At 35.5% G+C, this 19,788-nt stretch carries 13 protein-coding genes; 11 read left to right on the top strand and 2 right to left on the bottom strand.

All coding sequences use genetic code 11. The features are described 5' to 3' along the window. Nucleotides 1-118 precede the first annotated feature (118 nt). Entirely contained in the window at nt 119-6,754 is a 6,636-nt protein-coding gene (locus AAT17_RS09150) for an MG2 domain-containing protein (RefSeq protein WP_060523785.1), read from the bottom strand. A 118-nt stretch (nt 6,755-6,872) separates the two neighbouring features. Between AAT17_RS09150 and AAT17_RS09145 the strand changes: the two genes are divergently transcribed. The 11 genes from AAT17_RS09145 (at nt 6,873) to AAT17_RS09095 (ending at nt 19,157) form a co-directional block, all read left to right on the top strand. After that, a complete protein-coding gene (locus tag AAT17_RS09145) occupies nt 6,873-7,616 on the top strand; it encodes a lipopolysaccharide assembly protein LapB (RefSeq protein ID WP_052510393.1) in 744 nt (247 codons plus the stop codon). A 3-nt stretch (nt 7,617-7,619) separates the two neighbouring features. Beyond that, the gene (murC, locus tag AAT17_RS09140) at nt 7,620-8,975 is read left to right on the top strand and encodes a UDP-N-acetylmuramate--L-alanine ligase (RefSeq protein ID WP_060523783.1); all 1,356 of its coding nucleotides are present in this window, start codon (nt 7,620-7,622) and stop codon (nt 8,973-8,975) included. Between the two features lie 108 nt (nt 8,976-9,083). Continuing rightward, the gene (gene purH / locus AAT17_RS09135) at nt 9,084-10,631 is read left to right on the top strand and encodes a bifunctional phosphoribosylaminoimidazolecarboxamide formyltransferase/IMP cyclohydrolase (protein WP_060523781.1); all 1,548 of its coding nucleotides are present in this window, start codon (nt 9,084-9,086) and stop codon (nt 10,629-10,631) included. Between the two features lie 54 nt (nt 10,632-10,685). Further along, complete coding sequence (locus tag AAT17_RS09130) at nt 10,686-11,714, top strand: rod shape-determining protein (protein WP_042279614.1); 1,029 nt, start codon at nt 10,686-10,688, stop codon at nt 11,712-11,714. 14 nt (nt 11,715-11,728) lie between these two features. Continuing rightward, nucleotides 11,729-12,553 (top strand): rod shape-determining protein MreC, encoded by an 825-nt coding sequence (gene mreC / locus AAT17_RS09125; protein WP_042279612.1) that lies wholly within the window; start codon nt 11,729-11,731, stop codon nt 12,551-12,553. Beyond that, a complete protein-coding gene (locus AAT17_RS09120) occupies nt 12,546-13,055 on the top strand; it encodes a hypothetical protein (protein WP_253279761.1) in 510 nt (169 codons plus the stop codon). The genes mreC and AAT17_RS09120 overlap by 8 nt, the downstream gene beginning before the upstream one ends. Next, nucleotides 13,052-14,980, top strand: a complete 1,929-nt coding sequence (mrdA, locus tag AAT17_RS09115; protein ID WP_060523779.1) for a penicillin-binding protein 2 — start codon at nt 13,052-13,054, stop codon at nt 14,978-14,980. The genes AAT17_RS09120 and mrdA overlap by 4 nt, the downstream gene beginning before the upstream one ends. Beyond that, on the top strand, nt 14,980-16,257 hold the full coding sequence (gene rodA / locus AAT17_RS09110) for a rod shape-determining protein RodA (RefSeq protein ID WP_060523777.1): 1,278 nt from the start codon (nt 14,980-14,982) through the stop codon (nt 16,255-16,257). The genes mrdA and rodA overlap by 1 nt, the downstream gene beginning before the upstream one ends. A 55-nt stretch (nt 16,258-16,312) precedes the next feature. Then, nucleotides 16,313-17,254, top strand: coding sequence for a geranylgeranylglycerol-phosphate geranylgeranyltransferase (locus AAT17_RS09105; protein WP_060523775.1), 942 nt, complete (start codon nt 16,313-16,315; stop codon nt 17,252-17,254). After that, nucleotides 17,254-18,204, top strand: coding sequence for a carbon-nitrogen hydrolase family protein (locus tag AAT17_RS09100; RefSeq protein ID WP_060523773.1), 951 nt, complete (start codon nt 17,254-17,256; stop codon nt 18,202-18,204). Before AAT17_RS09105 ends, AAT17_RS09100 begins: the two co-directional genes overlap by 1 nt. Nucleotides 18,205-18,263: 59 nt before the next feature. Beyond that, nucleotides 18,264-19,157, top strand: coding sequence for a pseudouridine synthase (locus AAT17_RS09095; RefSeq protein ID WP_060523771.1), 894 nt, complete (start codon nt 18,264-18,266; stop codon nt 19,155-19,157). Here the strand turns inward: AAT17_RS09095 and AAT17_RS09090 are convergent. Continuing rightward, nucleotides 19,135-19,785, bottom strand: a complete 651-nt coding sequence (locus tag AAT17_RS09090) for a peptidoglycan-binding protein (protein WP_172792952.1) — start codon at nt 19,783-19,785, stop codon at nt 19,135-19,137. The two genes, AAT17_RS09095 and AAT17_RS09090, sit on opposite strands and share 23 nt — an antisense overlap. Between the last annotated feature and the right edge of the window lie 3 nt (nt 19,786-19,788).

Genomic DNA, 19,788 nt, shown 5'->3' with positions numbered 1-19,788 from the left:
TAGAGAAACCTAAACAAATGTGATAATTAATACAGTGCTTTAGAAACTTCTCGTTTAAAGGATAAAAAGTTCGCTAGACATTAACCACAAATACTTATGTAAAATTTGAATTCCTATATTATTCCACAATATTTACTCTAGTACCTGAACTATGGCTTCCATATTCTGGAGCATACATTGACTCTATTCGAGTTATTCCATTAGAAAATTGACCAGCATTGTTTGCTCGTACGTTATAATCAAATACATAGGTCCCTTTATCAATTTTATCAAAAAAGAAATGAGAAGCTACATCCTTGGTACTTTGATAATATCCTAGACCATCTTGCCATTTATACTTTGAAATAACATCTACTGGTTCAAAGCCACTGCTACGCATGTCCTTTAAGTGAATGTATTCCATATCCTCTACCGCCGTGATGATAATACGCACTGTAATAAGATCACCTATTTTAACCGGGTTTTCTTGAGTGATTTCTTGCAAACTAGTACCATCATCGTTTGTAATATTTTTAAATAACTGTTTTTTAACCTTAAGTGGACCATCACCTGAATGCGCCTTAATCTTATCTAAGTCTTCAAAATATTGCCAGTATAAGGCTCCATAACCTGTAGTACTCGATTTGTTATCTACCGTAACGGTTGCATAATCTTTAGATATTTTTTCCTTGTCTATACTAGTTTTAAAATATCCCGTTCCCTCTTCAACCTGGTCTTCATTTAGCATTTCATTTATCACATCTTTGCCTGCCCAATAAATACGCGGTTCAGCGCTGATACTAGTGAAGTTATCACCTTTTAACAATAAGGCGTAACAAGCCATAGCGGTAGACTTTGTTGAATCCCATCTATTTGCTCGTCCTCTTCTAATCAAAGAGACCTTCAAAGACTCTACTGTTTCTTGATCGTCTGTTATCTCAGCAAAAGCTTCAATAGCTAGTGCAACAGTGTTCACATCATTATTGTACCATCGCCACCCGTATTTTGTATTCTCCCAATACATTCCTCTTTCCTCGCTATTAATAGCTATTTGTTTTAAACCTTCTAGAATCTTTTGAGCATCATTGGTAAAACCATTGCGATGTAAAACAAGTGCTATTAATAATTGTTGGTACCTGGTATGGGTTGCAAATTCTGTTTTTGCTTTCGCGAAAGCGTAATCCTCATACTCTTTCAAAATTCCAATTACAGGCTTCAGCCTTTTTTGAGACATCCCAAAGCTGCGCGCATATTGGTAATGCCAATAACCGTAATAGAAATTATAGTCCTCAGGACTTTTAAATTTAGTTGTATCTGTAATACGACCATAATTGGTACGATGATTCTTGAACTGCTCTTCCCATTTTTTATCAAGAGCATGAACACCTTTATCGTACATAGCTCTCATTTCTTCCTGATTTTCATGTCTAATTTGCAGTTGTTCCATTCGACCTATTCCTGAGACTATATGTCTAGAAATGTATTCATTGTCTGCACCGCCATTAAACCATGGAAACCATCCTGAATTATTTTGAAGTTTCTTAAGTTTTTTGAAAGTACGTTTCTGCTCTCTAGCTGTTCGATCCAGATCAAACAAAGTTGCTAGTCTTTTAAGCTGTTCTTTTTCATCCTGAGTATCTAGCACCCATGGAGTATGGGTAAGTAAAATGGATTTGAGTTGATCATTCTTTTCCAGCTTTGATAAAGGAACGTCTAGTGCTGCCCATTTGTCAAAAACCTTTTTCACTTCTGGATGACTGTTTAAAATATGTGCCGATGTAGCATTGGCAAAATATCTAGAGAAAGTCTGTTCGGCACACTCGTGTTCATATTCCTTAAGATAAGGTAAGGCTTTAATAGCGTACCATGCAGGGTTTGAAGTATATTCTAATGTAAGTTTATGATGTTCTAAAGTGCTGGAATTATTCTCTTTAAGATTGTTAAGGGTGAAACTTTTATTAACACCTGATCTTACCCACATAGACTGAGTCTCAGTAACCAAGTCGCGATTAGTAAGAACAGGTAATACATTTTCTTCTCCATCTGAGAACTTGCCTGTACTTGCAGTAATTCTATAAGTGACTGGCGGCGCTCCTACTGGGACCACAAAAGTCCATGCTACTGATGTATTGCCACCGGCATCTACCTGAAAATTCTGAGTAGCGCTAGTATTATTAAATTTATCGTCTATACTTGAACCATCAATTGCACTTGATAATTGTAATCGAGCTATACCGTTATAATCCTCCTCAGAAAGGTTTGCTATTTTAGTAGATAATTTAATGGTATCTTTTTCTCTTAAGAATCGCGGTGCGTTGGGAACAATACTCAAATCTTTTTGAGTACGCACTGTTTTAGTTAGTTGTGCAAACTGACCTTGTTTGTTATGGGCTAGTAATCGAAATTTCCATTCGGTAAGCATTTCTGGACTCGTAAAACTTACTTTAAGATTGCCCTGTTTATCTGTTTTTAAGTGTGGCAGGAAAAAGGCAGTTTCTTTTAGGTTTTTTCTAGCCTTGACTTTGTTTAATTCTATTTCCTGATTAACAATGTCGGCAGTTGAAACACCTTGTTTGGTTGATATCACAATTACTCCATTTGCTCCACGATTACCATAAATGGATGTTGCTGCCGCATCTTTAAGAGTTGCGATTTCTTTAATATCATCTTGATTAAGCCCTTTGAAGTCTTCCTTATTCACAGGAACACCATTAACTATATATAAAGGCGATATATTGCTTTGAGCAGATGATATTCCTCTTAATAAAACCTGTGGATTTGCACCAGGTTGACCACTTGAGTATTGCACTTGCAAACCAGGCACTTGACCTTGTAATCTTTGAATGACTTCTGAATTTGGCCTATCCATAACTTCCATTGCTGAAACAACTGAAGTTGCTACATTTGATCTAGATTTATGAATTGTTCTATAGCCTACAACTACAACCTCATCCAAAGAAGAGTCTAAAGATGCATTGATTACCGTATTCTCTCCTACCATTATTTCTTTACTCTCATAACCTACATAGGAAACCACCAAAACATCCTCCTTTTGAGCAACAATTTCATATTGACCATCAAAATCTGTAGTGGTAGCTATATTCGTTCCCTTTACATTTACTGTTGCGCCTATTATAGGACCATCATAATCGCTCACGACACCTACTACAAAACCTTGTTTTGGTTTTAACTCCTTATGTTTACGACTTATATTTTTAAGATAACTACTGTTTACAATTCCTGGATTATTAAAATTGAGTCCAAAAAACCGAAGTCTATCATACTCCAAAGTGGGCACTGTATTATCATAAGTACTATTAAAGAAGATACTATCAGAATCATCATTTAACGGTTCTATGTTTTCAAAATAACCTACATGTATACCGTAATTATAATTGTTGAAGTAAGGCAAACCCCAATAGCTAGGCTTAAACTGATCTAGACCCAAATCATACATACTCGCTAGTACCTCTGCCACCATCGGCTGGTCTTTTTGATTTTTAATTTTAAATGACCATATCTCTTCTTCGCCTGGGGCTAATTTATCCCTAAATGTACTTGTCTCAATTTTATAATTGACTGGTGTAATTTTCTGTAGACTTAATGTCTTGGAAATGGAATGTAAATGATTTTCTATGTAGGTAATAAATTGAAAATTCAAATTATCTCCATTTACATCTTTAAATGTATATGAAACACTATTTGTTCCCTTATTAAAGTAAAGTACTTCGTCTTTTAAAATACTTTTTTTATCCCATATGAGTACACGTGAATAAATACCATTCATACTAGTTTTTGCAGTAACACTAGTTAGGTCATTATTTTGGGAGACATCAACCTCAAGAATTGTTGGAAACAATGGTTGACTTTTATCGGCATGAATGTTAACCTCTTGTCTGTTAGAAACATCTTCCACAATAGATTTTACGAAGAAGTAATAAGCCCCATTTTGCCATTCTTCAGTAATTGGAACTTTTACTGAGGTAATACTATCTATCACCACTTCTTTTTTATAAAGGATTGGCATGTCCTTCCAATCATTTGCAGGACGGCTTTCATATCGATTAGAACTTGATACGAATTCCCGATTGTCCGCTGCTCTGTATGGAAAAGCATTTATATGATCTTCGCGACTGTATTCGTAGAATTTAGGAAAGGCTTCTGTATTTTCAGATTTCTCGTTTACGATGTATGATCTATGAGAATAGTAGTTAGATTCTGTTCTTTTTTGAAATATTGGTCGGTTCTCATTTTCCTTTTTTCGGATTTCTAATACCACCTTTGTAGATGCAAACTGACCATTAGCATTCCTTGCGGCTATAGTTATTGTATCATTATCTATGGTTAAATCGTTATTAGAAATGGATAAAGAAAAGGGTTCTGTACTTACTTTAACCTGAGTATTTGCCTCTCTAGTTTCACCATTTAAATCGGTGACAGCAGCTTTTACTTCATAGGTATATGATACCTTTTCCCCTATCTTATAATTTTCATCTGGTAAAGCTTTAAAAACAATCTCGTAACTACCATCCTTTTTTGTTTTAACAGTTCCCGTTTGAAAACTCTCTTCTTTGTTTTTATGCCTGTAAAACCAATGGTATTGCGCTTTTCGTTTTACTGTATATTTAACCTGTGCATTAGTAATCGGGCTTCCTAATAAAGCCATAGCTTTCCCCACAACTTTTACACTATCATTGATTTTATACAACTCTTTTATTGGTTCAAAACTAGTTTTAAACTTAGGTAGTTTATATTCTTCTACTTGAAAGCTATATTGATTATTAATCCATCTGTCAACATTTCTTATTCTATCATTAATTTTATTTAAACTCAATGTGAACCTACCAGTTAAAACGTCTTGAGGTAAATTAAAAGATCCACTTACACTTCCATAATCATTAGTGGTCAACGTATCCTCATGAATCACTTGATAGTTAGCATCCTTTACCTCGAGTTTCACAGTAAAGTTATCGAGCGTTTTTGATTGCTTTTTATAGTTTTCCAAAACAATACCTTTAAAAAACACTTCTTGATTAGGTCGATAAATACCACGGTCCAAATAGAGAAATGATTTAGCTATACGCTCATGTTTATATTTAGTTTTTACTTCACGATATCCGTATAAATCAGTTTCTAGAGTATCCTTACCATTAATAATTAATAGATCAAAATCATTGGCGTCTTCATTCTTTTTTAAAGGTAATTTCACCCTACCATCTTGATCTACTTTAAAATTGCCTATAGGATTGTATGTATAATTATTAAATCTTTTTACACGAGCACTGCTTAAAGGAGCTCCAGTTTTTCGATTGTATAAACTCAATTCAATATAGGTTGGAGTCTTTCGCTCTATTGCAGCGATATTGCTTACATTGAATGAAAGAAATTTGATTTTTGAAACGTCATTTTCACAAACTTCAAGAACTGCATTATAATGACCAGCATTTAATCCTGGTACAACAAATTGATAATCATGAGAGTAAGTGTCTTCCACATCGTGTAAAGGAAAATGTTCTGCATGTATTAATTCATTACTCGCTAGTGCTTTATTAAAAGTATCCCTAGCCAAACTATCGTTTTTATACAAATAGTAACTTTTACCAGGAATCACATATAAAGTAGCATTATCAATATTACGATATGTAAAATTTCCTAAGATAGAATCATTCGGTGTTACGTAGTTATCGATATCAATCCTTGCAGTAGTTTCAAAAATGCTCGATAAAATTACTTGAGCCAGCAGACTACCGTAGGAATCTTTATAATCATCAATAGCAAGTTGAGCCAGTTGTATGCTTTTATTTCGGTAGGTTTTAAAGTCTGGCAAAGAATAATCCAAGCTCAATTGATAATACTCTCTTGCAAGCAGATTCAAAACCAAGCTCGCTTCTTTATTTCCCTTATTTGCACGATAGAGCTTTTCTAATGCATCTATATATAATAAGGTAAAATCATCATTATTTAAACTACGTTCATATTTCATTCTTTCTATGACTGTGTAAAGGTACGCCTGATCGTTGCCCAGTCGACTATGTAACTTTTCCAATAAGTTATACATTTTTAAAACTGGATAAACTTTTAGCAAAGTAGCATTTGCACTAATTTCTTGCGTCGGCAAGAACATCTCCTTTTCTGTAGGTTTTATAGGCGAATAAAATGATTTTTTGATTGGATCATTAAAAAAAGGAAATGCTTCTCTAAACAAAACGTCCAGTAAGGTAGGTTGTAAAAATCGTCCGTTTACACGTTGAAAGAATAATGCATCATATTCAACGGTTTTTATCTTGGCCAGTTCTAATGGCTCCTCTAAAGAACTGGTGAATAAAGCATTAATTTCATCTACAAATTGAATCTTAGTCCATTGTTTAAAGTCATCAATAGCTCCATTTTGTTTATTTCTTCGATCGATAAGATACCTATTGGTATTATAATAATTATATAGCAATTGAGCTTTGTAGGATTGATATATGTTACGCTCAGGAAACTGTTTGATAGTTATTAAGCTATCCAACATTTTGAGGACTTTACGTTGCGCGTCTTCTTGATTAATCAGTGTGTATTTCGATTTAAATACCGTAACCTTAATCATCTCGTCATTAAGATGTTCATTCTGAGCTTTTTCATAAATACCGTTAAGTATCTTATGGGCTTCATTGATTTTATTTGAAAGCTCTAATTTTTCAATTTCTTCCCATTGATTTTGAAATGGAGATTGAGCAACGATAATTTGACCTAATAAGATAAGGACGAATAAAATGGCTGGCGTGCTTTTCATATCAATTTTTTACTAAAGATATGAGATAGGTACGCTTTCGCGAAAGCGAAATGAGTAAAACCCTATTTTTAATGAGTGAAAATCGATTATTGGACTGCTTTTTGATACTTTTGATGTTATGCAACGAGTATTATTATTAATTGTTTTCTTAGCAGCTTATACTATTCAGGCACAAACTGATTTACTAGATGCCGAAGCCTTGTATAAGAACAAAAATTACCAAGAAGCGTTAGTAAAGTACCAGAACATCTATGATAAGGACAGCACTCAACTTATCGCCATCGAGCGTTTGGGCGACATCGCTGGGCATCAAAAAAAATACAAGAAAGCTATGTCTTATTTTGAGATACTGGTTGAACGTGATCCTAAAAATGCTAACTACCATTTTAAATACGGTGGAGCAATGGCTTTTTACATCAAGGGGATTTCAAAATTTAAAGCGATTAAATATTTGGACGATGTAAAGTTTCATTTGCATCAAGCTGCTATTTTAGATAAAAAGCATATTGAGTCTAGGCATGCTTTATCTCAAATGTACTGTGAACTACCAGGTATAGTAGGTGGTAGTATTAAAAAAGCAAAGTTTTATGCTGATGAATTACTTAAAATATCACCGGTTGATGGTCATTTAGCATTTGGTTTTATTTACACCTATGAGGAAGATTACTCAAAGGCAGAAGAATCTTACAAGAAAGCCATTGAGGTTGGAGGCTCTCCTACTACATACTTGCTGCTAGGGCAATTGTATGAGAAACAAGAATTACCATTGAAAGCATTAAAAATATACAAGACTGGTCTAGACAAAACAAAATCGGCACAACTACAAACCGCCCTAAGTCAATTGAACCAAAAGCTCAACTAATTTATGAAAGTACACTTTATAGCAATAGGCGGTAGCGCCATGCACAACCTAGCACTAGCATTACATCATAAAGGTTATCAAGTTACAGGTAGCGACGATGTGATATTTGAACCTAGTAAATCCAGATTAGAAAAATATGGACTTTTACCAAAGGAATATGGTTGGAACTCACAAGCAATTACCACCGAACTAGATGCAGTAATTGTTGGCATGCATGCTAAAGAAGACAATCCTGAATTAAAAAGAGCTCAAGAATTAGGTCTTACCATTTATAGCTATCCAGAATATCTATATGAACAATCAAAAAATAAAACACGAGTTGTAATTGCAGGTTCTCATGGTAAAACGACGATAACCTCAATGGTTCTTCATGTGATGCATTATCACGATAAAGAAGTGGATTACATGGTAGGAGCTCAATTAGAAGGATTTGATACTATGGTGCACCTTACGGATGATAATGAATTTATGATTCTTGAAGGTGATGAGTATCTATCAAGTCCTATCGATCGACGTCCTAAATTTCACTTATACCAACCTAACATTGCTTTATTGTCAGGTATTGCTTGGGATCACATTAATGTTTTCCCTACTTATGAAAATTATGTAAGTCAATTTGAGATGTTTCTTGAGTTAATGAAAGATGGAAGTATACTTGTTTATAATGAAGATGATGACGAGGTAAAGAGAATTAGTGAGGCTGCAAAAAAACCTACACGCAAGCACTCTTACCACCTTCCAGAACATCAAATAATAGACGGTATTACCTATCTAGAAACACCTGAAGGTGCTATGCCTATAGAGATATTTGGTAAGCATAACTTAAATAACCTTGCTGGGGCAAAATGGGTTTGTCAACATATGGGTATCGATGAAGATGACTTTTATGAAGCAATAGCAAGTTTTAAAGGAGCTTCTAAACGTTTAGAAAAAATAGCAGAATCTAATGGTAAAGTAATTTTTAAAGATTTTGCTCACTCTCCAAGTAAAGTTAAAGCCACCACTGAAGCCGTACACGACCAGTATATCGAGCGCAAGCTCATTGCTTGTCTTGAACTACACACCTACTCCAGCTTAAATCCAGAATTCCTGAAAGAATACGCAGGAGCTCTTGACGCTGCTGATGAGGCAGTGGTATTCTTCAGTCCAGAGGCTGTTGCCATAAAACAATTAGCACCTATTACAAAGGAGCAAATTTTCGAGGCTTTTGACCGAGATGATTTAATCATCATGACCGAGCCTGTGACCTTCAGCACATGGCTTCTTGAAAAAAATCTAGATCAGTCCGTTTTACTTCTAATGAGTAGTGGAAATTACGGCGGATTAGACCTAGAAAAAGTAAAACAAATGGTTGATTGAATCTGTCCAAATAAAATTTAAAAGTATCGCAATATTTTATTTATAATGGAGTTCAAAATGAATGAGTTGAATTACTTTTGCAACTTGTTTAAATAACCCCAACACAACATGAGTAATATCACTGCAAAAAGCGCATTAATTTCCGTATTCAGCAAGGAAGGACTAGAACCTATTGTTCAAAAAATGAATGAATTAGGCATCACTATTTATTCAACCGGTGGTACTGAAAAATTTATTACAGACCTAGGAATTCCTGTAGTTCCTGTTGAAGATGTTACCTCATACCCATCTATTTTAGGCGGTCGTGTAAAAACTTTACACCCTAAAGTTTTTGGAGGGATTTTAAATCGCCGTGACAATGAAAACGACGTTGCTCAAATTAAAGAATTTGACATACCACAAATTGACATTGTAGTGGTAGATTTATACCCTTTTGAAAAAACGGTAGCAAGTGGCGCAAGTGAACAAGATATTATAGAAAAAATTGATATAGGCGGAATTTCTTTAATTAGAGCAGGTGCCAAAAATTATAAAGACACTTTATGCGTAGGAACCGTTCAGGATTATGCAGCTCTATTAGAGGTATTAGAAGAAGGTAATGGGGTTACTACCTTAGAACAACGCAAGCGTTTTGCAACGAATTGCTTCAATGTCTCTTCACACTACGACAGTGCTATTTACAATTATTTTTCTGGCCACTCTATAGATAAAGCTCTTAAGATAAGTGAACCTACTGTCATGCCTTTGAGATATGGAGAAAACCCGCATCAAAGAGGTTGGTTCTACGGCAACTTTAACGAGATGTTTACTAAACACCACGGTAAAGAGCTATCCTACAACAACTTACTAGACGTTGATGCCGCTGTGAATCTTATGAGTGAATTTGAGCATGATGCTCCTACATTTGCAATTTTTAAGCACAACAATGCTTGTGGAGTTGCACAACGCGACACTATCCATCAAGCTTATGTTGATGCACTTGCTGGTGATCCTGTGAGCGCATTTGGTGGTATTTTAATCGCAAATACGAATATTGACAAAGCAACAGCCGAAGAAATACACCAGCTATTTTGTGAGGTAGTTATAGCTCCTTCTTTTGATGAGGACGCTATGGAGATACTTAAAGGCAAGAAAAATAGAATATTACTAGAGCTTGTAGATGGTGCGCTTTCGCGAAAGCGTGATCACAACACACTTGAGGTACGAGCTTCTTTAAACGGTTATCTAGTACAGGATCCAAATATTAAGACAGATCAAAAAGCAGATCTAAAAACTGCAACTACAATAAGCCCAAGCGAAGAGCAAATTGAAGATTTATTATTTGCTTCAAAGATTTGTAAACACACAAAATCAAACACAATTGTTCTTGCAAAAGGAAAGCAGTTATGTGCAAGTGGTACTGGTCAAACATCACGAGTAGACGCTCTTAATCAAGCTATTCACAAAGCCGGTAGCTTTAATTTTGATCTTGAAGGTGCTGTTATGGCTAGTGATGCATTTTTCCCATTTCCTGATTGTGTAGAAATCGCAGATAATGCTGGAATTAAAGCTGTTATACAGCCAGGTGGATCCATAAAAGACCAACTTTCAATCGATTATTGCAATGAAAATAGTATTGCAATGGTATTTACAGGTACTAGACACTTTAAACACTAATTATTTGATTAGATTTGTAGGTGACGCTTATTAACTTATTCCTCTGAGGTTTATATGGGATTTTTTGACTTTCTCTCTGAAGATATTGCCATTGATTTAGGTACGGCAAATACTTTAATTGTACACAATGGTAAAGTTGTTGTGGACAGTCCATCTATTGTTGCTAGAAATAGAACTACGGGTAAAATAATTGCCGTAGGTAAGGAAGCAGCCATGATGCAAGGTAAAACTCATGAAAATATCAAAACCATTAGGCCGCTTAAAGATGGTGTAATTGCAGACTTTGATGCTTCTGAAAAGATGATTTCGATGTTTATCAAAGAAATTCCTGCACTTAAGAAACGACTTTTTACCCCATCTTTACGAATGGTGATTTGTATACCATCTGGGATAACCGAAGTTGAGATGCGTGCGGTTAAAGACAGTGCCGAGCGTGTAAATGGTAAGGAAGTTTACCTTATTCACGAACCAATGGCAGCAGCAATAGGTATAGGTGTTGACATCATGCAACCTAAAGGAAACATGATTGTTGATATAGGTGGAGGAACAACTGAAATTGCGGTTATTGCTCTAGGAGGAATAGTTTGTGATCGATCGGTGAAAATCGCAGGCGATGTTTTCACCAACGATATCGTTTACTACATGCGCACACAGCATAATCTTTATGTAGGTGAACGCACTGCAGAAAAGATAAAAATTCAAATAGGTGCAGCTACCGAGGATTTAGAAGTTCCACCAGAGGAAATGAGCGTGCAAGGTCGTGACTTAATCAAGGGTAGACCAAAAGAAGTTAAGATCTCTTATCGTGAAATTGCCAAAGCGCTTGATAAATCAATCCTACGTGTTGAAGACGCTGTGATGGAAACTTTATCTCAAACTCCTCCAGAACTAGCGGCCGACATCTATAATACTGGTATTTATCTTGCTGGTGGTGGATCGATGCTTAGAGGACTGGATAAACGTCTATCTCAAAAAACCGATCTTCCTGTATACATTGCAGAAGATCCTCTAAGAGCAGTGGTACGCGGTACAGGTCTTACATTAAAAAATCTAGATAAATATAAAACCGTTCTAGCAGGATAGACATATTATAACCTATGCAGCAAATTATTAACTTTCTGATCAAGTACAGAAATTTATTGCTGTTCCTGTTTTTACTTGTTATATCAATCAGTTTAACCGTACAGTCACACGACTATACTAGGTATCAATTTATTCATTCTAGCGGCAACTTTACTGGCGGAGCTTTAAGTTCAAAACAGTCTGTTGCAGACTATTTTAATCTGAAACAAGTAAATCAAGAACTTGCAAATGAAAATGCAAAACTTAGAATGTTACTTGACGGCCTGAAAGCAGATACTTTAAGAATCGATACAACTACAGTTATTGCACAATCTACTTATAAAGTAATACCTGCAAAAGTCATTAAAAATAGTTTTCTCAAAAAGGATAATTATTTAACTCTAGACATAGGTGAGAAAAATGGAATTGAACCAGATATGGGTGTCATTACAGACAAAGGTATCATCGGTATAATTGATAGGTCCAATTCCAATTATTCTAGAGTAATATCTGTTTTGAGCTCTGATCTTTCAATTAATGCACAAATCAAGGGAAGTAATGTTATTGGGTCTTTAAAATGGGATGGACAGGATCCTTATTACCTAAGCTTAGAAGATGTTCCCAGACTTGCACAAGTTAAAAAAGGCGATACCATTATCACAGGTAAGCAATCCACTTTATTCCCACCTAATATAGAAATAGGCACTATTAAAAAAGCTGAGCTTATCGATAATGGAGCCAAGTATAAAATCGATGTACAACTTTTTAATGACCTAACTGATTTAGGTTATGTATATGTGGTTAAAAACAAAATTTTACCTCAATTAAAGGAAATTGACACACTCGGACTAAATGACTAAAAAAAGTATATATACCGCTTTTTCAATACTGCTTATATTGTTCTTACAAGTTTTTGTATTGGATCATGTGTACTTCTTAGGGTTTATTAATCCTATCATATATGTCATCATCCTGTTACTATACCCTGTAGAACATAATAGAGCACTTTATTTAATTGCTGCTTTTCTTCTGGGATTATTAATAGACACTTTTCAAGATACCGGTGGTGCACACGCCACATCCTGCCTGGTTTTAGCTTTTTCGAGACCGTTTCTTTTACGTATTATATATGGAGAAAGTTATAAAATGAAAAATTTAAAAGTAATTCAATCTAATTTTGATCGATTATTACTACTACTGATTCTTGGAATACTGATACATCATTTTATATTTTTCAATCTTATATATTTTAACATGAGTCATATACTCATGGCCGTTAAAGACACGTTTGCCATAGGTGGCTTAAGTTTACTTATATCATTGCTAGTTATATATTTAGTAAAACCTAAGGTTGTAAGATGAAAAAACTCCTTCTTTTATTTCTAGTAACCGTAATTGGAATAGTGTTTATCGCTAGGCTTTTTTATTTACAAATCTCTACTGACAGCTATAAGCAAAAAGCAGTTGAAAATGCTCAAAAGGTAATTTATGATTACCCAGAGCGTGGTTTTATTTATGATCGCGATGGAGAATTAATGGTAGGTAATCAAGTAGCTTATGATATCATGGTAACACCTAGAGAAGTCAAAGAGTTTGACACTTTAGCCCTATGTAAGTTACTTAAGATTGACACCACTAGACTTCTCAACCAATTAAACAAGGCCAAAAGCTGGTCTACTCGCAAGCCCAGTGTTATCATACCACAACTTACTCAAGAGGAATATGCTCCAGTTCAAGAACAACTAAGAAAGTATAAGGGATTTTTCGTAAGACGTAGATCGTTAAGAAAATACCTTGTAGATCATAGCGCAAGTGTTTTAGGTTATATAAGAGAGGTAAACACTTCAAAGATTAAAAAAGACCCTTACTACGACCTAGGAGACCTTGCCGGTAAAAGTGGGATCGAACTTCAATATGAGGATACATTGCGAGGAATTAAAGGTAAAAAAATATACCGTCGTGATGTCTACGGTCGAGAGTTAGAATCGTATGAAAATGGGAAATATGATATAGAAACAGTAGCAGGTAGTGATCTTACTGTAACTCTAGACAATGATCTTCAAGCTTATGGTGAACTTTTAATGAAGAATAAGCGAGGTGGAATTGTCGCTATACAACCAAAGACAGGTGAAATTCTTAGCTTAATAACTGCCCCTAATTACGACCCAAGTATTCTGATGGGTAGAGATCGATCAAAAAATATAAATGCGATCTTACGAGACACCATAAGACTTCCTGATTTTAATCGTGCTCTACAGGCACAATATGCACCTGGATCACCTTTCAAAGTCTTAAACGCACTTGTAGGTCTAGAAGAAGGAGTAATTAGACCTAACGAAAAATTAAGATGTAATCACGGGTATGATTACGGTGGTCGCAAACCTTTAGGTTGCCATTATCATCGCAGTCCACTGGGCATGGAGTTAGGAATAGCAGAAAGTTGCAACTCCTATTTTGCTCAAGTATATAGAAGAATCATAGAAAAAGAAAGTTCTCCAACGGCTGGAATGAATAATTGGAACAAGCATATTTCTAGTTTTGGTTTGGGAGATTATTTAGGTTATGACCTACCAGTAGGTCGCGCCGGTAGAATTCCAGACGGCGAGTTCTATAACAACAACTATAAGTTTAAGTGGTATGCTCCTACCACAATATCAAATGCAATTGGACAAGGAGAAGTTGAAGCTACTCCTATTCAGCTCGCAAATATGACAGCTGCAATTGCTAATAGAGGATACTTTTACACACCACATATCATTAAAAAAATTAATGGAAACCCTATCACAGAGGAAAACTACACAACTAAAAGATATACCACTATAAGTCCCGAACATTTTGAACCCGTGATTGAAGGAATGAGCGAGGTGTATAAAAGTGGAACTGCAAAATACTCACAAATTCCAGGAATAGAAATTTGTGGAAAAACTGGAACGGTTGAGAATAAAATGCGAATTGATGGAAAAACGAAACAACTTACAGATCATTCTGTTTTTATTGCATTTGCTCCTAAGGACGATCCACAAATAGCGATTGCAGTTTTTGTAGAGAATGGGTATTGGGGTTCAAGATATGCTGCTAAAATTGCCAGTTTAATGATTGAGAAACACATCAAAGGCGAAATTACCAGGACAGATTTAGAACAATATTTACTTACTCATAGTCTGGAATATGAGTATGCAAAACCCTACAGTGGTGAAGAATTTCTTATTAATGAAGCGGTAGATAGAGGTTTAATTACAGAGGAGAATAAACACATATATGCTCCAGACAATGGCTTACTTAAATAATGAGAATAGGAGACAAACCTAAATACGATTTTTACACTATTTTCATTTTTCTAGGTTTAATTACTATAGGATGGCTAGCGATTTACTCTAGTGTTAATGTTGAAACATATTCCAGTATCTGGGATATGAATGTTGAGTACGGTAAACAATTCATTTGGATTGCCCTAGCCCTGCTTCTTATCGTTATTATTTTAGCTATAGAGCCTAAATTTTATGAACGCTTTGCAGGTGTTATTTATGTCGTCTCCATGCTTTCCTTGTTAGGTCTTTTCGTATTTGGAAAAGAAATAAGCGGCGCCAGATCTTGGTATTCCTTTGGAAGTGTTGGTTTACAACCTAGTGAATTTGCAAAATTTGCTACGGCACTAGCAGTAGCCAAGTATTTAAGCCAGCTCAATGTAACTCTAAAAAACAAAAAGCATTTATTAATTGTAGGAGGAATTATCCTATTGCCACCACTGCTCATAATCCCGCAACCTGATCCTGGAAGTGCATTAGTATATTCCGCGTTTTTCTTTACTTTATATCGTGAAGGATTGTCTTTATGGTTTCTCACATTGGGCTTACTAGCGGTAGGACTTTTTGTAGGTGCACTTGCAATAGGACCTATAGTAGTTTCGATAGGTGTACTAGTTGTTGTTGTAGTTATGTACTTGCTTTCGCGAAAGCGTAAACATAAAAAACGACTCGCTCCACCACGTAAATGGTTGTATATAATTACTGCATTTCTAGCAATTGGTTATACGTTTTCCACACAGTTTGTATTTGAAAACGTACTAAGCGATAGACATCGTAATCGTATTGATATTATTCTAGGACGTGTGGAAGACAATAAAGGAATAGGCTATAACTTAAACCAAAGTCTTATTACCATAGGACATGGTGGATGGACAGGAACCGGTTTACTTAAAGGATCTCAAACACAAGGTGGCTACGTCCCAGAGCAGCATACAGATTTTGTATTCACCGCTATAGCCGAGGAATTAGGGTTTGTAGGTGCTAGTGCCGTAGTGTTATTATTCATGGCTCTTATTTACAGATTAGTCATCATGGCCGAAAGACAGCGCAATCAATTTGCTCGAGTTTACGGTTATGGTGTCGCCGGTATTTTTACTATTCATTTTTTTGTAAATATAGGCATGGTGCTAGGACTATTACCTACTGTAGGAATACCACTACCCTTTGTAAGCTATGGAGGAAGTGGTCTATGGGGCTTTACCGTACTACTCTTTGTATTTGTAAAACTAGATGCACACAGGATGAGCTACGACCATTAACTCTAATTGAATAAGTATTAACACAGTTGTGATAATTTGTCTGTAAATTCGAACTGTGAATCTGGAACAATCATATCAATCTAGGAACAAACAAAGTTTACGCACGTTATTGGTTAAATCGTTAAGCCTTTTCAGCACGGTGAGGTTGTACAACGTGGGGCTAATAGCGGTGGCACAATTACTGGCTAGTGTTTTTATCATCGCTCCAGAATTGCCAGTAAAAAGTCTTTTGCTCGACTATAAATTGTGGCTCCTTATTTTAGCTAGTGCTAGCGCCATTGCCAGTGGCTACATTATAAATAACTTTTACGACCGTGAAAAGGATTTAATCAATAGACCTCAAAAAACCTTTTTAGAAAATCAGGTAAGTCGATCAACGTTATGGTCTGTGTATTTTACCCTTAATGCCATTGCCTTTTTGTTAGGCTCGATAGTCTCGTGGCGTGCTGGAACATTTTTTGCATTCTACATTTTTGCCATGTGGTTGTACTCACATAAACTCAAAAGAATTTTATTTCTAGGTAATTTGATGGCGGCATTGCTATCCATAAGTCCGTTTTTTGTTCTATTCATGTATTATCGTAATTTCTTACCAGTGATTCTTATTCATGGGTCCTTTTTGTTTTTGATTTTGGGAATGCGTGAACTTATTAAGGACCTAGAAAATTTACGTGGTGACCTAGCTCAAAATTATCACACTATTCCTGTTGTTTTAGGAATTAAAGCGAGTAAAACCTTTTATACCTTTCTTACATTCATAGCAATTATCCCAGCATCCATTCTTATAACCACCTACAATGTAGGTGACATGAAGTATTATTTTGCGATGGTTGCTGGAGCGCTACTGGTATGTTTACCCTTATTATGGTCTTCAAAAAGAAAACGGGAATATTTATTAATCCATTTTATTCTCAAAGTTATAATTGGCGTAGGCGTATTTTCCATATTATTAATTGACCTACCAGCCATAATAAATAGATTAAAGGACTTCATATAATGAATAATTCTAAAATAAAAGTAGGACTAGCGCAAATAAGCCCTGTATGGCTTGATAAAAAAGCTACATTAAAAAAAATATTGAATACGCTGGAGCAAGCAAAAAATCAGCAAGTAGAACTAGTAGCTTTTGGAGAAGGCTTATTACCAGGATACCCATTTTGGCTAGCACTTACCGATGGGGCTGCTTGGAATAAAAAGATTGTCAAAGAACTGCATAGACACTACAGTTTAAACGCAATTTGTATAGAAAAAGGAGAGCTAGATGAGGTATGCGCTTTCGCGAAAGCGAATAAAATGGCAATTTATTTAGGAATAATAGAAAGACCGGAAGATCGTGGCGGCCATAGTTTATATGCAAGCTTTGTTTACATCAATCAAGAAGGTTTAATACAAAGCGTGCACCGTAAATTGCAACCTACCTATGACGAGAGGTTGACATGGGCACCAGGTGATGGTAATGGATTAGTAACTCACCCATTGAAAGATTTTACCGTAAGTGGTTTAAACTGTTGGGAAAACTGGATGCCACTTCCTAGAGCTGCGATGTACGCACAAGGCACTAATTTACATGTAGCTTGCTGGCCTGGTAGTGACCACAATACTAAAGACATTACCAGATTCATCGCAAGAGAAGGACGCACCTTTGTTTTAAGTGTTGCGAGTACAATGTTTAAATCTGATTTTCCAAAAAACACTCCTCATTTAGATGAAATTCTAACAAATGCTCCTGAAGTACTAACCAACGGTGGTAGTTGTATCGCAGGACCAGATGGGAAATGGATTATTGAACCACAAGTTGGGAATGAAGAGTTAATAACGGCTACTCTAGACCTTCACCGTGTTTATGAAGAACGTCAAAATTTTGATGCAGTTGGACATTACTCTAGACCAGACGTCACTCAATTACATGTGAACAGAGATAGGCAGTCGACCATAAAATTTAAATAAATTCATCTCTCTCAAGCACAGGTCTTTCAAAATATTATCTTTGCAAAAAAATAGCAGAGATGAATAAGGGAAAAGGAGGACGTAAGGGACCAGCTAATAGTAATTCTAAAAGCAAATCTACACGCAACACTCGCGGTGGTAAAAATCAAATTATAGGTACATCTAGAACAGGAAAACCTGTTACTAAGAAACAATACATAAAACGCAAGAAAAACGAAAGTTCCTCAACTAGCGACGATACAAAAGGTATTCGTTTAAACAAATACATAGCCAATTCTGGAATTTGTAGTCGTAGAGAAGCCGATGTGTTTATTGCAGCTGGTAGTGTTTTTGTTAATGACAAACCTGTTACAGAAATGGGTTATCGAGTGCAGCCAGACGATCACGTGAAATTTGATGGCCAATCTATCACTCCTAGAAGGAATGAGTATTACCTACTAAATAAACCAAAAGGATTTATTACGGCTAACAAAGGAGATAAGGCTTCTAAAACAGTTGATGATTTAATGCGTAATGCAAGTGGATACCACTTACATCATGTTGGTAAACTTAATAGAACTGGATTAGGACTAATGATATTTACCACAGATATTAAAATGGCCAATAAACTTAATAATCCTAACCTAAAACTAAAGAGATTATATCAAGTCACGTTAGAACGTAGTTTGAAATATGCTGACCTTCTAAAAATACGTGAAGGGCTTATTATCGATGGACAAGAAATTCATGTTAATGATATCAATTACATTGAAAACGGTCGCAGTAACGAAATTGGTATAGAGCTTTCCATAAATAAGGAAAGTATCGTAAAAGAGATCTTTGAGAGTTTAGATTACTCAGTATCCTCTATGGATGTTGTTATGATTCACGGTTTAACCAAAAAAGACCTACCTAGAGGCCACTATAGAAAGCTTACTCAACAAGAAGTGATTAATTTACAGATGTTGTCGTAACCTCAACAAGTTTTTCGAGAGTCAGCGCATCGAGCTGTCCGTCAGGAAATAAGCTATGTGCTGACTCGAATTTACTTACAGCTTGTGTAGTCATAGTGCTATAAACACCGTCAACTACAATACTATCTTTCAGTGCCTTGTTGAGAAGTTTTTGAACCTCATAGACAAGTACTCCTCGACTACCAGTTTTCAATTCATTTTTGGGAAAAGAAACTAGCATATCCTTATATAACGGCAATACTTTTGATGGTTGAGGTTGCTGTGTAATTCCTAGTTCCTTCTTTTGGATTTCATCGTTGGTCCATCCCTCAGATTTTAAATGAGCACTATTTTCAAGTTTATTTTCCAGATATTTTACTAAAGCTCGTTTTGATGCATATTTTTTAATCGCGCGTTGCGTTTCTATATCGTCATCTGATGGGTTAATTACATCCACATCATTCACACTCCATTCATATTGAACATAGGAGTTTAAATCTTCAATAGCTTCATAATAGGAAAATAAAACGCTATCATCATGATAAGTAATATCAATCTTTTCACTGGCCTCATAATTTGCATTATCAGGATGCAATCGGCGCCAATCTTTATAGAAATCATAGGCTAGAAAACCGACTATTATAATCAAAAG

It is taken from the genome of Nonlabens sp. MIC269 (assembly GCF_001430865.1).
Lineage (GTDB): Bacteria > Bacteroidota > Bacteroidia > Flavobacteriales > Flavobacteriaceae > Nonlabens > Nonlabens tegetincola.
The sequence above is the reverse complement of the archived record's forward strand: the minus strand, read 5'-3'. Positions and strand labels throughout refer to the sequence as shown.

Coding starts and splice junctions, on each gene's coding strand:
- mrdA (WP_060523779.1), top strand. CDS start 13,052: ATGAAAAAACTCCTTCTTTTATTTCTAGTAACCGTAATTGGAATAGTG.
- AAT17_RS09100 (WP_060523773.1), top strand. CDS start 17,254: ATGAATAATTCTAAAATAAAAGTAGGACTAGCGCAAATAAGCCCTGTA.
- AAT17_RS09095 (WP_060523771.1), top strand. CDS start 18,264: ATGAATAAGGGAAAAGGAGGACGTAAGGGACCAGCTAATAGTAATTCT.
- AAT17_RS09120 (WP_253279761.1), top strand. CDS start 12,546: ATGACTAAAAAAAGTATATATACCGCTTTTTCAATACTGCTTATATTG.
- AAT17_RS09145 (WP_052510393.1), top strand. CDS start 6,873: ATGCAACGAGTATTATTATTAATTGTTTTCTTAGCAGCTTATACTATT.
- AAT17_RS09150 (WP_060523785.1), bottom strand. CDS start 6,754: ATGAAAAGCACGCCAGCCATTTTATTCGTCCTTATCTTATTAGGTCAA.
- rodA (WP_060523777.1), top strand. CDS start 14,980: ATGAGAATAGGAGACAAACCTAAATACGATTTTTACACTATTTTCATT.
- purH (WP_060523781.1), top strand. CDS start 9,084: ATGAGTAATATCACTGCAAAAAGCGCATTAATTTCCGTATTCAGCAAG.
- murC (WP_060523783.1), top strand. CDS start 7,620: ATGAAAGTACACTTTATAGCAATAGGCGGTAGCGCCATGCACAACCTA.
- mreC (WP_042279612.1), top strand. CDS start 11,729: ATGCAGCAAATTATTAACTTTCTGATCAAGTACAGAAATTTATTGCTG.
- AAT17_RS09130 (WP_042279614.1), top strand. CDS start 10,686: ATGGGATTTTTTGACTTTCTCTCTGAAGATATTGCCATTGATTTAGGT.